At 54.3% G+C, this 15,025-nt stretch carries 11 protein-coding genes; 6 read left to right on the forward strand and 5 right to left on the reverse strand.

Annotated features, from left to right (window positions below):
- Nucleotides 1–73: 73 nt before the first annotated feature.
- Nucleotides 74–871, reverse strand: coding sequence for a response regulator transcription factor (locus tag BN3795_RS23480; protein ID WP_068787098.1), 798 nt, complete (start codon nucleotides 869–871; stop codon nucleotides 74–76).
- Nucleotides 868–2,628: a sensor histidine kinase gene (locus BN3795_RS23485; RefSeq protein WP_110945352.1), complete on the reverse strand. Its 1,761-nt coding sequence runs from the start codon at nucleotides 2,626–2,628 to the stop codon at nucleotides 868–870. Before BN3795_RS23485 ends, BN3795_RS23480 begins: the two co-directional genes overlap by 4 nt.
- Before the next feature lie 203 nt (nucleotides 2,629–2,831).
- Between BN3795_RS23485 and BN3795_RS23490 the strand changes: the two genes are divergently transcribed.
- The 5 genes from BN3795_RS23490 to BN3795_RS23510 all read left to right on the forward strand — a co-directional run bounded on the left by BN3795_RS23490 (nucleotide 2,832) and on the right by BN3795_RS23510 (nucleotide 9,299).
- Nucleotides 2,832–3,572, forward strand: coding sequence for an HAD family hydrolase (locus BN3795_RS23490; protein ID WP_068787099.1), 741 nt, complete (start codon nucleotides 2,832–2,834; stop codon nucleotides 3,570–3,572).
- Between the two features lie 131 nt (nucleotides 3,573–3,703).
- Nucleotides 3,704–5,197: a spore germination protein gene (locus BN3795_RS23495; RefSeq protein ID WP_232730023.1), complete on the forward strand. Its 1,494-nt coding sequence runs from the start codon at nucleotides 3,704–3,706 to the stop codon at nucleotides 5,195–5,197.
- 9 nt (nucleotides 5,198–5,206) lie between these two features.
- Nucleotides 5,207–6,289 carry a GerAB/ArcD/ProY family transporter gene (locus BN3795_RS23500; protein WP_198524818.1) on the forward strand — a complete coding sequence of 361 codons (1,083 nt, stop codon included), beginning with the start codon at nucleotides 5,207–5,209 and terminating at the stop codon, nucleotides 6,287–6,289.
- Nucleotides 6,282–7,385, forward strand: coding sequence for a Ger(x)C family spore germination protein (locus BN3795_RS23505; RefSeq protein WP_068787102.1), 1,104 nt, complete (start codon nucleotides 6,282–6,284; stop codon nucleotides 7,383–7,385). The genes BN3795_RS23500 and BN3795_RS23505 overlap by 8 nt, the downstream gene beginning before the upstream one ends.
- Before the next feature lie 102 nt (nucleotides 7,386–7,487).
- Nucleotides 7,488–9,299 (forward strand): copper amine oxidase N-terminal domain-containing protein, encoded by a 1,812-nt coding sequence (locus BN3795_RS23510; RefSeq protein ID WP_068787103.1) that lies wholly within the window; start codon nucleotides 7,488–7,490, stop codon nucleotides 9,297–9,299.
- Nucleotides 9,300–9,383: 84 nt separating this feature from the next.
- Here BN3795_RS23510 and BN3795_RS23515 read toward each other — a convergent pair whose 3' ends face one another.
- The 3 genes from BN3795_RS23515 to BN3795_RS23525 form a co-directional block, all read right to left on the reverse strand.
- Complete coding sequence (locus BN3795_RS23515) at nucleotides 9,384–10,133, reverse strand: amino acid ABC transporter ATP-binding protein (RefSeq protein ID WP_068787104.1); 750 nt, start codon at nucleotides 10,131–10,133, stop codon at nucleotides 9,384–9,386.
- 12 nt (nucleotides 10,134–10,145) lie between these two features.
- Nucleotides 10,146–10,805, reverse strand: a complete 660-nt coding sequence (locus BN3795_RS23520) for an amino acid ABC transporter permease (RefSeq protein ID WP_068787105.1) — start codon at nucleotides 10,803–10,805, stop codon at nucleotides 10,146–10,148.
- 115 nt (nucleotides 10,806–10,920) lie between these two features.
- Entirely contained in the window at nucleotides 10,921–11,706 is a 786-nt protein-coding gene (locus tag BN3795_RS23525; RefSeq protein ID WP_068787106.1) for an amino acid ABC transporter substrate-binding protein, read from the reverse strand.
- 660 nt (nucleotides 11,707–12,366) lie between these two features.
- On the opposite strand from BN3795_RS23525, the gene BN3795_RS23530 reads away from it, so the two are divergent.
- Nucleotides 12,367–14,022 (forward strand): glycoside hydrolase family 9 protein, encoded by a 1,656-nt coding sequence (locus BN3795_RS23530; RefSeq protein ID WP_232730024.1) that lies wholly within the window; start codon nucleotides 12,367–12,369, stop codon nucleotides 14,020–14,022.
- The last annotated feature ends 1,003 nt before the right edge of the window (nucleotides 14,023–15,025 follow it).

Consider the following 15,025-nt stretch of genomic DNA (forward strand, 5'->3'; position numbering starts at 1 on the left):
ATGTTTCCGCTTCCATACCAGTTGTAGGGCATGACGCCTTTTGCCGCAGTAAAAATCTCGAATCCTCTCGCATTTAGGCGTTCTCTTCCGTCTCTTTCGCTTTGCTGCGGTATTTGCTGGGGCTCATCCCTTCATAGCTTTTGAACACCTTGATGAAATATTTATCGCTTTGATAACCCACGCGTTCGGCGATCTCCCCGACGGACAGCGTCGTTCGCAACAGCAGCTCCTTGGCGCGAAGCACCCGCAGCCGGCTGATATATTCGCTGAAGGTGAGGTCCGTTTGTTCCTTGAACAACACGCTGAAGTAACTCGGATTCAAATGCAGCCGGTCGGCCACCTGGCGCATCGTAATCGGTTCGTGCAAATGCTCATCCAGATAGCTTAACGCCTCACGCACCTGCGGCGTATATTGCGTATCCGTCTCCTTCGTCTCCAGCAGTCGCGGGTCGACCAGCTTCTCCATCGTTTCGATCCGATGCCGGTCGTCCTCCACCAGCAGCGCCTGCTCCACTGCTTGAACCAGCTTGTGCTTGTCCACCGGTTTGAGCAAATAGTTGACGACGCCGAGCTGCATTGCTTTTTGCGCGTATTCGAATTCCGCATATCCCGAGATGATGATCGCGACCGGCTTGAACTGCTTGTGACGCTGCTGCATTTCAATCAACTCCAACCCGCTGATCCCGGGCATGCGGATGTCCGTAATCATCAGATGGGCGACATGGTCTTCCAGCCAAGCCAGCGCCGCCTGCCCGCTGTCCGCCGCTTCGATGCGATACCGCCCGGCAGACCACGCTTCCAGCGTTTTCGTAAACCCTTGTCTCGTCCTCGGTTCATCTTCCACCACAAGAATCGTTTTTGGCTGCTTCATCCCGTTCCCCCGAATTCACTAGGTATTTCAAAGCTTACAGACGTTCCTTCGCCCGGACGGCTGGCGACCTGCAGTCCGTGTTTTCCCCCATGCTCCCCGTCAAAATACAAACGCAGCCGCCGCTGCACGTTTACAATCCCAACGCCGGTCCCTTTGGAGGAAATGGAAGGCCCCCCTTCCATCGCCTGCATTAAGCCGTTCAGCGTTCCCTCATCCATTCCGGGACCGTTATCCCGTACGGTGATTTTTACGTAACCTTCCCGCTCCGCCGATTCGACGGCTATACTGACTTTGCCCTGGCCGACTTGCTTCTCCACCCCGTGCAAGATCGCGTTCTCCACCAACGGCTGGATCAGAAGCTTCGGAAGCTTGACGTGGCGGAACTCGCCGGCGTCAATGGACCAGGTTAACCGTTCTGCAAGGCGAATATCCATCAGTTGGAGATAACGTTCCACATGCTCAAGCTCGTCCTCCATCGTCACCCACTCATCCTGGTTCGAACTGCTGATGGTATACCGGAACAAGCTGGACATGCCGACCACCAGATTAGCCAGTTCCTCTTCCCCCTTCTCCTCCAGCGACCAGTAGAAAGCCTCCAGCGTATTGAACAGGAAATGCGGGTTGATTTGCGCCTGGAGCGCTTTCAGTTCGGTGCGGCTTTGCAGTAGCTCCTTCTCGTAGACGACGCGGATCAATTCATTCATGTTGTCGACCATCTGGTTGTAGGAATTGTTCAGCTCATTGATTTCCATCGTCTTCGAGAACATCGGGTTCGGCTGCAGCACGCCAAATCTCGCCCCGCGCATCGCCTTGATCAGCCGGAAGATCGGCCGGGTAATCATCGTGGACAGCGACAGCGACATGATCAGGAACAGGAGCACACCGATTGCTCCCGAGGCAATGACCGCCGTGCGAAGCGCAGAGATCCCGCTGGTGACATAGCTGACCGGCGTGAAGAAGACCAGCGTCCACCCCGTCGCTTTGGAAGCTTGTTTCACCTCGATAAATTCCTGTCCGCCGATGGTGATATTTCTCCCCGGATTGCCCAGCAGCTCCTTCAAATTCAAATCTTCCGCCGGAAAGCTGAAGTTCGTTGCCACCGGACGCTGGTTCCCATCCACCAACAGGATATATTCCCCGCCTTCCCCGTTGATTTGCTCATGAATTTGAAAATAAGCTCGGTCGATCCGCACCATTAAATATCCCCCGGACGAAAACCAGCGGTCGAGCAGGCTGACTCGGCGCAGCGCCAGCACGGAGGACGGGTCGCGCGGATCGATGCCAATCCATACGAGCGCCCCCTTGCCCCAATTGGCTGCATTGATCCACTGCGAGTCAATCGTGTCTATCAATTGGGTTTCGTTAAGCGGGAACAACCGGCGGTAGTCGTTCGTATATAACTCCAGCGATTTAATGCCGGTTACGTAGGCCTGATAGTCACTGAACAACGGCAGCAACGACTGGCGCGAACTGAACGGCGTCTCCTGCCCTTGCACCTCAGCCATCAGCAGCTGCTGGACATAATCATCGGTGGCGACTTGAGTCGTCAGCGTGTTGATCTGGGCAATCAGCGCATCCAACCGGCCGTTGGCTTGAAGCGCGGTCTGGCTGATATGCTTCTCGGCATTGGTTTTCAGCAGCGCAGACACCCGGGAATACGTCAGAACGCTCGCAATCCCCAGGACAAATATCATCAGCAGCATGAAGCTGAGGAAGATTTGATTTCTTAAGGTAAACCATCGTTTCGGCTTTTTCACATCCGGTCCTAACCTTTCCGTCCAAAATGTACAACCCGATCCCATCATATAACGAAAAGGCCGGATGAAACTATGTATTTTCGAACCTGTCCCGTATAATGAGAAGATGTCAGCTCCTGCTGTCAGTACAATACATAAGCATTTTAATGGAAAAGGCCAAGGTTTTCTACTGCGGCTGGAAGAGGGAGAAGAGGAACATCGCAATGAAGCCAATCACGCCAAACCATGCGGTATTTTTTGACGTTGACGATACGTTATATGACCACCTGCAGCCTTTCCGCGCCGCGCTGGAAGAAATACTGAATACCGGGAATGACTTTCCGTACGAGCCGGCTTATCACAGGATGCGCTATTACAGTGATTTTCTGTCTGCCGAAGCTGGGGGCACGCCAACGCAAGGTCAGGCGCTTGAGTCGATGCGTACCGAGCGTTTCATCCGCTCGCTGGGGGAGTTCGGCCTCCCGCTGTCCGCGGAACAAGCCGCAGCGGTTCAGGCCGCCTATCTGAGCCGTCAATTTGACATTCATCCGTTCCCCGGAGCCCTGGAGCTCATCGGCGAGCTGCAGGCGCGGGACGTGGTCGTCGGAATTATTACGAACGGGCCGCCGGATCACCAGTGGCGAAAAATCCGAGCGCTGGGGGTGGACCGGCGGATCCCCGCCGAGCGGGTGTTCATCTCGGGAGCGATTGGCCTCACCAAACCGGACATTCGGCTGTTCCACCTGATTGCCGAGAAGCTGGGCAAAGCACCGGAGCAATGCTGTTATATCGGGGATTCCTGGCGCAACGATGTCGTTGGAGCAGCCGGTGCCGGTTGGCAGACGATCTGGTTCAATCACCGCGGTGTTCGGCCCGAATCGGAGGGTTCCCTTCCTTATACGCCGGCTGTCACTTATACCGAATTATCCCGGCTGTTGCTGGGCGAATCGAATGAAAGACAATGAAACTCCAAGGAATGCTGCGATAGGATGCGGCATTCCTTTTTTGCATCCGAATCAATCTCTCGCCATCCCTGCATAGTTCGACCCATGCTACACACAATAGAAGAAACTACCTCAACTGGAGGAATTACACCTTGTTCTCCCGACTAATGAAATCCATCTTCACGATAGCCAATCAAAAAACCAGGCAGCAAACACCCCATACATCCGAACCCCAGGCACCGGGCCCGCTGTCACTGAACCGCGTGCTGGATGAATTCCGGGGCTGCTCCGATCTGGAGCATCGGACGTACCCGGTGATCCAGGCCGATATCTTATACTTCGATCACATGGTCGACAAGCAGAAGTTTATCAATAACGTGGTGATTCCGCTTGAAAACATCCGTCGTGAAGATCTGGACGGGCTCCTGCAGCAGTCCCAATTCGCCCGCGAGGTCGATATAACGAAGGTCATCCGCGGCGTTTTGGACGGGGATGCCGCGTTGTTCGTGCCGCAAGGGGTCTATCTCGTTTCCGTTTATGGACCCGAGATACGGCCGATCGAATCGTCACAAACGGAGTCCACGATTGTCGGCCCGCATGACTCATTTATTGAATCGCTGGACACCAATCTGTCCATCATCCGCCGCAGGGTGAAAAGCAGCCGATTGAAGGTCAAGCAATTCGAGGTCGGCGAAGTGTTCAAGTCCAAGGTGTGTTTAATGTATATCGACGAAATCGCCAATATGGACTTCGTCAACCGCATGTCCGACCGGATTAGCAGCATCGAATACAGCGCGGTTTTCGACGGCAGCATGTTGGTGCAATTGATCGAGGATTTTCCCTCCACGATCTTTCCGCTGTTCCTGACCTCGGAGCGTCCCGACGTTGCCGTATCCAAACTGAACGAAGGGCGGGTCGTCGTGATTATGGACCAAAGCCCCTCGGTCATCGTAGGGCCTACGACGATCTTCGAATTTTTTACCTCGCCCGACGATTATTACAGCCGCTGGGCCGTCGGCACGTTTCTTCGGGTCATGCGGTATGTCGCCTTTGTGCTTACGCTGACGCTCACCTCGATGTATGTCTCCATCACGACATACCATTACGAGATGATTCCGCAAAATTTGCTGGCCTCGTTGTCCGAATCGCGCAGCCGCGTCCCTTTTCCCCCGGTCCTGGAAGCTTTGCTGATGGAAACCACCCTCGAGTTGCTGCGTGAGGCCGGCGCCCGTCTGCCGTCCAAGATCGGGCAAACGATCGGGATTGTCGGCGGGATCGTCATCGGCACGGCGGCGGTGGAAGCCGGATTTACCAGCAACATCCTGATCATCTCCGTGGCGATGTCCGCCATCGCTTCGTTCGTCATTCCCAGCTACACGATGAGCGGGTCGATCCGTCTCATACGGTTTGCTCTGATCATCCTGTCGGGGATGCTCGGAAATTTCGGCTTCATGTTCGGGTTGGGACTGGTGATCATCCATATGTCCAAGCTGACCAGCCTGGGAGCACCGTACATGTTACCGCTCGCGCCGATCAAACCGACGGACTGGAAGGACATTTTTATCCGGGGGCCGTTCTGGATGTTTTCCAAGCGTCCGAAGCAGTCCCGTACAACTAATCCAACAACCAACAAAATGAAGAAATAGGTGACCCAATTGGATCGGGAGAGACTGAATCGCTTCCATATCGCCCTCATGGTATTCAACACCCAAAGCGGGATCGTCCTGTTCACCCTGCCGCGGATCACGGCGCGCTACTTGGGAACCAACGGCTGGTTGATGCTTGTTCCGATGTTCCTGTTCGTTGCGCTGAACATTATGCTGATCTCCGCAGTTTACAAGATGGGCGGGGGAAGATCCGTGTTTGACATTCTCGGCGCCTCGCTGCCGCGGTTCCTTCTGATCCCGCTGTATGTGCTGCTATGGGGGCTGTTCAGCATGATCGGCTGTCTCGTTATCAAGCAGTATGCCTTGATCTATCAAATGCTGATCTTTCCGACAACCTCGGATGTGGTGCTCAAGATCTTCGTAGACATACTCGTATTTCTCTATGTTGCTAAAGGAATCTACGCCATGTCCAAGGCAAATGTCATTTTCTCGTTGTTGCTGCTGCTGCAAATTCCGCTCGCCTTTTTTTTCCTCGGCGAATTCGATTTTGCTCGGTTGACGCCGTTTCTGCTCCAGGAGGGAACCGATATGAAAGAGGGATTTATCCGGCTGTACGGCGCGTATATGGGATACGAGCTATGCCTTTTTCTGTTCCCCTATGCGGAAAACAACAAAAAATGGCTGAAATACATCCATCTCGGTAACGGGATCACTATGTTCATTTACCTGCTGGTCACCTTTTTGGCTTACGGCTTCTTCAGCCATCAAGCTTTGATCCATTCGTCTTTTCCGATCCTCGACATGTATGCCTATTTGCGGTTTCCGTTCATCGAGCGCATTCAGAACTTTCTGTTCAGCCTGTTCCTGTTTTCGATCATGCATACGGGGGCGATGTACTATTGGTCCGGCCAGGCGGTGATGTCGCAGGTCTTTCGCCGCATCCCCTGGAAAATGATCGTAGTTTTGTCCATGGTCGCAACTGCCTGTGTAGGAATGATCCCGAAATCCTTGATCGAGGTGGAGACTTGGTTTCAATATTTGACGATCGCACAGCTGGGCTTCTCCTTCGGCTTTCCTATGCTGCTGCTCCTGCTCCTTCTAGTGCAAAGGAGGTTCAAGAAACATGCCTAGACGCCTATTTCTGACCGTTGTCCTCTGCTTCCTGCTCGCCGGCTGCAGTCAGGATCAGCGCGTTCTGGAACGGATCGGCTATATCGAAACCGCCGCATTTGACGCAGCGCCCGAGAATAAGCTGCAAGTCACGATCAGTATGCCGCTGGTCACGCAGTTTGCCAGAAACGGCGAAACGACGGATGAATTGCTCAAAACGATTTGCTCAAGCCACAAGGAAGCGAAATCGTCTTTATCCTTCCGGACCAGCCGAACCATCGTCAGCGGACAGATTCGCACGATCTTGTTCGGGGAAGCGTTGGCCCGCCGGGGTCTCTGGGCGCATATGGATACGTTCCTGCGCGATCCGAGCATTTCCATCCGGACCGCCATCGTCGTCGTCGATGGGAAAGCCGGTGAAGTCATCGGGCACGAATATCCGCGCCACACCAAAACAGCCAACTACCTTAACAAGCTGCTGCAAAAGGAATTTAATAAACAGTCGACCCCCCGCACCGCGTTATATCAATTTACCCGCGATTATTATGACGACGGCATGGACCCGATCGCCATCATGGTCAAGGAGCAGGGCAAGGATATTGCCATCAGCGGCATCGCCTTGTTCCGGGGAGACCGGATGATCGACAAGCTGCCTGGAGAAGACATTTTTCTGTTCTCGTTTCTGTATCAAAATCTGCAGCAAGGCGAGTTCAGCTTATCGTCGGATGATCCCGATCTGAAAACCATCTCTTTCCGGGCCGTCAAAAGCAAACGCCGGATCGAAGTTACGAAACGTTCGTCCGGCGAATACGAAGCGGATATTTATCTTAAAGTAGAGGGAGGCGTAGAGGAGTATATCGGCGGCGCAAAACTTAGCACGCCCGAACGGGCAAAGGTTGAACAGCTGGTCAGCCAGCACATCGCCACGGAAGCGCAGCGGATCATCAAGACGATGCAGCAGAACAAAACCGATAACATCGGTCTTGGCAAATACGTGCGAAACAAAATGGGGCACGCAGAATGGAAACAAACCTCCTGGCACGAAATGTTCGGTCAAATGCCTGTACGCGTCCACTGCTCCTTTTACATGAAAAATTTCGGAACTTATTTCGACTAAGGATGAGGCCGCGTTACTTCCCGATTGCCTGGTGCTCAGAAACTTTTACAAGAGTAGAAGCGTCTAGTTCTTAGAACCAGGTTATTGAAGGGAGAGTTTAACTTGAAGAAGAAATTGATGCTTCTGCTGTTGACGGCATGTCTTGGGCTGGGAACAGCCGGGGTTCATGCTGCCGAGAAGGCTGACACCGCCGGGAGCAACAGCAAATCCCTGAAGGATGCGTTCAGCGAGCTGGCCATTATCCCTTACGACTATCAAGGCAAAGCCTTTATGCAAGGACAGAAGACGGATATAGGCGGCGATTACGAGGTTGTACAACGAAACGGGCGCGTTCTCGTGCCGATTCGTCTGATGGGATATCTGGCCGAACATACCACCGGTTCTGATCAAGGCTACTGGGACGTGGTCTGGAACGCAAAGACACCCGACGATGTGCTTATCCAGAACCTTACGTTAAAGAGAACGGTGAAATTCAAAGTGGACAGCACAACGATGGTCGTAAACGGCAAATCGGTGAAGCTCGACGTTCCGCCGAAAAAGATCGGCGGGCGGGTTATGCTGCCGCTGAGGGATGCCGCGACGGCGCTCGGCAAACGCATTGATTGGCTGGATGGGTTGATCCTGATCGGAGATACGGCTCTGGATCTCAAGCACCCACAAACGCTGGCGGTGAAGGATTCCATTCGAACACAGCTGACTGATCGGCGTAAACGGGTGGACTACGATCATCTCTCAACCCCGTTGACCCAATTCGGAACCGATGTGTATTATCTGAAAACCGTGTACCGGGACAACGGCGCTTCCATGGAGGAGCAGCTATTCCGGCAAACGGCAGGGAAAAAGGCAACCCGAATTGAAGTGCCCGGCAAACCGGTATTTCATTCGGGGAAACGGATTGGCGATGAGTTTTATTACGTGTCCACGGTGAGCAAGCAAGCTTATCTGTACGCATATGACCTCAAGAAGCAACAGACGCGGAAAATCGCGGCACTGGGAGACTGGCGGCCGGAAGACGGTTGGCTGACGGACGTGCGGAAATGGGAGAACGATTTATTCGTCAACCTTCATGTCGGGGATCTAACGATGGGCGGCGATACGCTGTATCAGGTGAAGAACGGAACGCTGAAAGAGGTTTTATCGGCCAAAGAACTGGTTGGCTTCACCCGTGACCAGGGAGCCGTATATTACACTGACTTCCGGTTTATGGGCAAAACCGAGGACAATTTATCTCGGGTCGATGCGACCACCGGCAAGGTAACGCCGCTGGGCGAGCCCGGTTATGTTTACGGAGCGACCCGTTCGGTGGAAGATCAAGGCGGAATCGGATTCAGCATCGACTCGACCCTGGTTCTGAAGGACGGCGCACTTTATGCGATCGGCTTCAATAACAGCGATCCGAAGGATGCAAACGCCGTGTATCGGATCGACTCGACCGGCCGGAAACATGTGAAGCTGGCGGCGGACGCCCGTCAATTCTGGTTGATTGGCGAACGGATCTATTACTTGGAGGAAAGTTCGGGGCGCTTGATGCAAACCGGCCTGAATGGCGGAGAACCTGAATCGGCTACCGCCGCATCGTCACGGAAGATCGCTCAGATCCGGATGTATGGCAGCGTATTTTACTATACGGTCAACAGCGGAAAAGAGATGAAGTTATTCCGGTTTGACCCGGCGAGCGGCCAAGAGCAGGAGTTGGCTTCCCTGGCATCCGGCGCAACGGCCGATACGACCTTCGAAGTTAACTCATCCGGCGTCTATTACGTATCGTACGGCTACGAGCCCGGGATTTATCACATCGCCCCCGGCGGCAAGCAGCGCCGCTTGTCCAAAGACAGCGTAGACCAGTTCTTGCTGACGGATTCCGGCGTCGTTTATACGCTGGTGTACAAAGAAGGCGTATTTACGGTGAAATAAAAGATCAAACAAAAAAAAACAGCGGCAGTCTCGGAACTTCCAAACAGGAAGTTAAAGACTGCCGCTGTTTTTTGGGGGGATACGTCAGAGGACCCGCTGCAGGAATGACCGGGTCCGCTCATGCTGCGGAGCACCAAATAACTGCTCCGGGCGTCCGGATTCAATGATTTCGCCGTCCGCCATAAAGATGACGCGGTCGGCCACTTCCCGCGCGAAGCCCATCTCGTGCGTGACGACGATCATCGTCATCCGCTCTTCAGCCAGCTGCTTCATCACCTGCAGCACCTCGCCTGTCAGCTCGGGGTCAAGCGCTGAGGTGGGCTCATCGAACAGCAAAATCTCCGGGTTCATCATCAGCGCTCGGGCGATGGCGACCCGCTGTTTTTGCCCGCCCGACAAGTTCGACGGGTAGACCTCCGCCTTGTCGGAAAGACCTACCTTCTCCAGGAGCTCCAAGGATTTGGCACGGATGTCCGCGGCGGAGAGCCCTTTGACCAGCTTGGGGGCCAGCTCCAGGTTGCCCCGTACCGTAAGGTGCGGGAACAGGTTGAAGTGCTGGAACACCATGCCCATGCGGGCCGTGATCTCCTTCAGCTTGGCACCAGCGGCATACCGCCCCTCGTCAGCTAACGTCTCGCCGCCAATGCGAATACGGCCTCCATCAATCTCCTCAAGATGTGCCAGGGCACGCAGCATCGTGCTCTTCCCTGAGCCGGACGGCCCGATCACCGCCAGAACCTCGCTGGCAGCAACGTGGAAGGTCACGTCCTTGAGTACCTCCAGGTCGCCAAACGATTTTCGTAAATGCTCGACTTCTACGATTGCTTGATCCATGATTCCAGCCCTCTATTCGAATTTGAACTTCCGTTCCAGCGCCTTGAACAGCACGGTAAGCACCAGTGTCATCAACAGGTAGAGTACGCCGGCAAGCACGAACGGGATGATTGTAAAATCCCGGTTGACCGCCGTTTGCGCAAAATGCAACAGCTCCGGGACGGCCACCGCATAGAGCAGCGCCGTGTCCTTGACCAAGGTGATCGATTCGTTGGAGACGGCAGGCAAGGCAATCCTCAGCATTTGCGGCAACACGATCCGCGTCGTAGTCTGCCAGCGGCTGAGCCCCAGGACTTTGGCCGCCTCGTATTGCCCTTTATCGATCGCCAGCAATCCTCCGCGGAAAATCTCGGCGAAGTAAGCCGCATAATTCAAGGTAAAAGCAAGGCATGCCGCCGCAAATCGGTCCATTACGAGATATTCGCCGATAACCGGGATGACCGGCAGTCCGAAGCAGACGAACAGCATTTGCAGCAGCAGCGGCGTACCGCGCATGACATAGATGTACGCTCCGGCAAACCAAGCAACCGGCTTGACCCGGCTGCGGACCATAAAGGTAAAGGCAAAGCCCAGCGGGATCGACGTTACGATCGCCAGTAAAAACAGCAGAATCGTGGTTTCCGTTCCTTCCAGCATCGGCCCCAGAATTTTCAACAAATACTCCAGACTCATTGTCGCTCTCCTCGATTTCGTCTTGTACGGCAACGCGCTCTGCAGGCCTAACTACCGACCGTAAGGCCAGCAAAAAACCGGATTCCGAAGCAATCCGGTTTTCGCGAGTTCGTTCCTACTTCAACACCTTGTCTTCGCCGAACCATTTTTGCGAAATTTCCGACGCGGTACCGTCCTGATTCAGCTCGTCCAGCGCCTGCTGCAGCTTGTTCAGCAGTTCCTCGTTGCCCTTCTTGACGCCGATGCCGTATTCTTCAGGCGCCAGCGATTCGTCCAGCAGCTTGAACGTTCCTTCCTCTTTGGACATGTAGTAACGCGCCACGACCTCGTCAATAACGACCGCGTCCAACCGTTTCGTCTTGAGATCGCTGAGCGCCAGTACGTTGTCCGGGAATTCGGAAACGGATTTGATCTCGCTTTTGATCGGAGCTGCGTTCAAGGCATCCGCTGCGGAGGATAACGACTGCAGGCCCACCGCCTTGCCGGCCAGATCACTTAATTGGTTAATCTCCGAGTCGGCCAATGTAACGACGACCTGGCTGTTTTTCAAATAAGGCTTCGTAAACAACACTTTCCCTTTACGTTCTTCCGTAATCGTATAGCCGTTCCAGATCAAGTCAATCCGTCCGCTGTTCAGCTCGGATTCCTTCGCCGACCAGTCGATCGGCTGGAAACTTGCTTCCATTCCCATCTTCTCCGCCGCCGCTTTCGCATAATCAATGTCGAAGCCGACAATTTCGTTATTATCGTCGCGGAAGCCCATCGGTGCAAATTTATCGTCAATTCCGATCACCAGCTTGTTGTCCTCTTTACCGGAGCCCGAACCGGAACACCCCGCCAACACCGTTAAGACAACCGCCATAACCAGGCCCAGCATGACCATTTTTTTGTTCGTTTTCATTTGTCTCTCTCCCCCTGAAGTTAGCCTCAATGTGAGCAAGCTCTTGTGAAATATTGCTTTAGTTCGCTAATACGTTATCAGACTATCATGATACCATACTACCAAAGAAGAGTCGATAGGATGCTAGAGGTTTGCCAGAATCTCCCGAGTATTGTGACAGTTCTTCGAACGCTCCCCTACCGTTAAAATAATGACGATTAATCCTTAAGTTTCGAGGCTTGTCATTAGGAGAGGAACATGCAAGGATAGAAGGAGAACCCTTAAAGTGGCAATTTGAACGTGGGCGTCCCGGGGCTGGCTTGGAACTAATCTGTAGCGTTAGGTGGTCGGGGAAGACCGAGGGCGATACGTCGAGGTGCCGTGGGGAGGCGTGGAGAGGCCGTAGGCATTTCGTCGAGGTGCCGTGGGGAGGCGCGGAGAGGCCGTAGGCTTTCCATCGAGGTGCCGTGGGGAGGCGTGGAGAGGCCGCGGGCATTTCATCGAGGTGCCGTGGGGAGGCGCGGAGAGGCCGTAGGCATTTCGTCGAGGTGCCGCGGGGAGGCGCGGAGTGGCCGTAGGCATTTCGTCGAGGTGCCGTGGGGAGTCCGTGGTGAAACTGGTGGAACATGTAGATCCGCCGATTGTAAGCGGTTACTTATACTATTGAAAAGAGGGATCGTAATGAATCAAGTATCCAGCATGCCTGAATCGCTCCGCCGGAGCATCGCCGTTAACCAACTTGGATACCCGGCTGAGGCAGCTAAATCCTTTGTGTACGCCGGTTCGGGCGGCGAATTTGAAATTCTCAACATCGTTTCGGGTGAAGTGGTCTATCGGGGGACGACCAGTTCTGCGCAACGGGACGAAGCATCGGGAATGGTGGTCTGCCGGGGCGATTTCGATGATCTCCGTTTGCCGGGAAGCTATCAAGTTAGCCTGAACGGTGAGAAATCTGCGACATTTGTAATCGGCAGCAATCCCTATGCCGAGTTGAAGCAGGGTTTGCAAAAAGCCTTTTATTATTTGCGCTGCGGCATGGAGCTGGACGAAGCTTTCGCCGGCCCATGGAAGCATCACGCCTGCCATACCTCCCAAGGCATCGTATATGACGATCCATCCCTCCGTCTGGATAGCCGGGGCGGTTGGCATGATGCTGGCGATTATGGGAAATATACAGGCCCTGGGGCTAAAGCGGTTGCTGATTTGCTATTAGCTTATGAGGGCAACCCGCAGGCCTTTGATCAAGCGATCCCTCTGCCGGAAAGTGACGGCCGGATGCCGGATGTTCTGCACGAATGCCGATATGAGCTGGAGTGGTTGTTCAAAATGCAGGATCCGCGTACCGGCGGCGCCTTCCATAAGCTGACGACCAAGCAATTCCCGGCGCTGGACGTCATGCCGGAAGACGACCAGGCCGATCTATATTTTCTGCCTGTGTCCGCCACGGCAACGGCATGTCTGGCCGGAGTTATGGCGATGGCAGCCCGAATGTACAGGCCGTTCGACGAGGCTTTTGCGACACGGTGCCTGCAAACGGCAGAACGCGCCTGGGCTTGGCTGGAGCGCACCCCGCCTCATCCGAATGGGCCCGGCTTCAAGAATCCGGCCGATGTGGGGACGGGCGAATACGGCGACTCAAGCGACTTGGACGAACGGTACTGGGCTGCAGCCGAGCTGTTCCGTACCACCGGCGCTGCACAATACCACGAGGTATTCCGCCGTCTGGCAGCCCTGTCTTTCGCCAAATACGAGCTGGGCTGGACCAATATGAGCGGGTATGGAACAATCGCATACCTGCTCTCTGCAGAGGCGGGTGCCGAGACGGATGCCGCTTGGGTCACTTCGCTGCGGCAAGGACTTTTGGACGAAGCTGAACGACTGGCCCGCCGCTGTGCGGAGGACGGCTACCTGACCTCCATGCGCCCTGAGGATTACATTTGGGGCAGCAACATGGTACTAATGAATAACGCGATGCTCCTCTTGATCGCTGGACGGCTTGGCGGTGAAGAACGATTCCGGGAGCTCGCGTTGGAACATCTCCATTATCTCCTGGGCCGCAATGTGCTTGATATCAGCTATGTGTCCGGCTTCGGCGACCGCCCGGTCAATCGCCTGCATTACCGCCCGTCCGTAGCAGACGACATCGAGGCAGCCGTTCCCGGTCTCGTCTCCGGAGGGCCCAACCGCAATCTTAACGATGAGTATATGCAGGAGCATCTGCAGGGCCAACCCCCGGCACGATGCTTCGTCGACCATGAATTAAGCTACGCCGGCAACGAAGTGACGATCTACTGGAACTCGCCAACCCTATACGTCGTATCGCAGTTTGTGAAATGAAATCAAAAGACGCCGCAGGTATTGTATTGCGCCTGTGCGCGTCTTTTTTGGGCGGAGTTCGTATGCTGGCCGTCAGGGTGCTGCACGGGAGAGGGAAAAAGCAGGGAGTTGGCAGATCGTAACAAAAATACTCAAACTCACAGGCTCGCAGCTTGGCTTCGAAATTCGCAAACTCACGGCGCAACTTTTGTGACTCATAACCCACCAATTGAAACTTGAAGAACAAAAAGGTAACTCGTATAACTCAACTCACAACATGTAACCAATAACATACAGCTTGTCCGCCCGATGTATACCGTCCCCGTATCCCCAACTCACCCCACCGCTTGCCCCCTCCTGCAGGAGTAATTTGTAAAAGTAACTTGGAGCACGGTGAGTAAGCTGCAGCCGATTGGAGTAACTTAAAGCGCATTGGAGTAACTGCAGGCGGTTGAGTGACCTTGGTGCACGATTGAGTAACTTGCAGGCGGTTAGAGTAACTCGAAGCACATTTGGGTAAGTGCAGGCGGTCGAGTAACCTTGGTGCACGATTGAGTAACTTGCAGGCGGCTAGAGTAACTCGAAGCACATTTGGGTAAGTGCAGACGGTCGAGTAACCTTGGAGCAAGATTGAGTAACTTTCAGCCAGTTGGAGTAACTTGAAGCACATTGGAGTAACTGCAGGCGGTTGAGTGACCTTGGTGCAGGGTTGAGTAACTTGCAGGCGGTTGGAGTAACTTGAGGCACATTGGAGTAACTGCAGGCGGTTGAGTGACTTTGGTGCAGGGTTAAGTGACTTCCAGCCAGTTGGAGTAACTTGAAGCACATTGGAGTAACTGCAGGCGGTTGAGTGACCTTGGTGCAGGGTTATGTGACTTCCAGCCAGTTGGAGTAACTTGAAGCACATTGGAGTAACTTGCAGGCGGTTGAGTGACCTTAGAGCAGGGTTATGTGACTTCCAGCCAGTTGGAGTAACTTGAAGCACATTGGAGTAACTGCAGGCGGTTTTGTGACCTTGGGGGTT

Origin of the sequence: Paenibacillus phocaeensis, assembly GCF_900021165.1 — a bacterium.
Taxonomy (GTDB): domain Bacteria; phylum Bacillota; class Bacilli; order Paenibacillales; family Paenibacillaceae; genus Fontibacillus; species Fontibacillus phocaensis.

Coding starts and splice junctions, on each gene's coding strand:
- BN3795_RS23490 (WP_068787099.1), top strand. CDS start 2,832: ATGAAGCCAATCACGCCAAACCATGCGGTATTTTTTGACGTTGACGAT.
- BN3795_RS23520 (WP_068787105.1), bottom strand. CDS start 10,805: ATGAGTCTGGAGTATTTGTTGAAAATTCTGGGGCCGATGCTGGAAGGA.
- BN3795_RS23525 (WP_068787106.1), bottom strand. CDS start 11,706: ATGAAAACGAACAAAAAAATGGTCATGCTGGGCCTGGTTATGGCGGTT.
- BN3795_RS23505 (WP_068787102.1), top strand. CDS start 6,282: ATGCCTAGACGCCTATTTCTGACCGTTGTCCTCTGCTTCCTGCTCGCC.
- BN3795_RS23530 (WP_232730024.1), top strand. CDS start 12,367: ATGAATCAAGTATCCAGCATGCCTGAATCGCTCCGCCGGAGCATCGCC.
- BN3795_RS23480 (WP_068787098.1), bottom strand. CDS start 871: ATGAAGCAGCCAAAAACGATTCTTGTGGTGGAAGATGAACCGAGGACG.
- BN3795_RS23515 (WP_068787104.1), bottom strand. CDS start 10,133: ATGGATCAAGCAATCGTAGAAGTCGAGCATTTACGAAAATCGTTTGGC.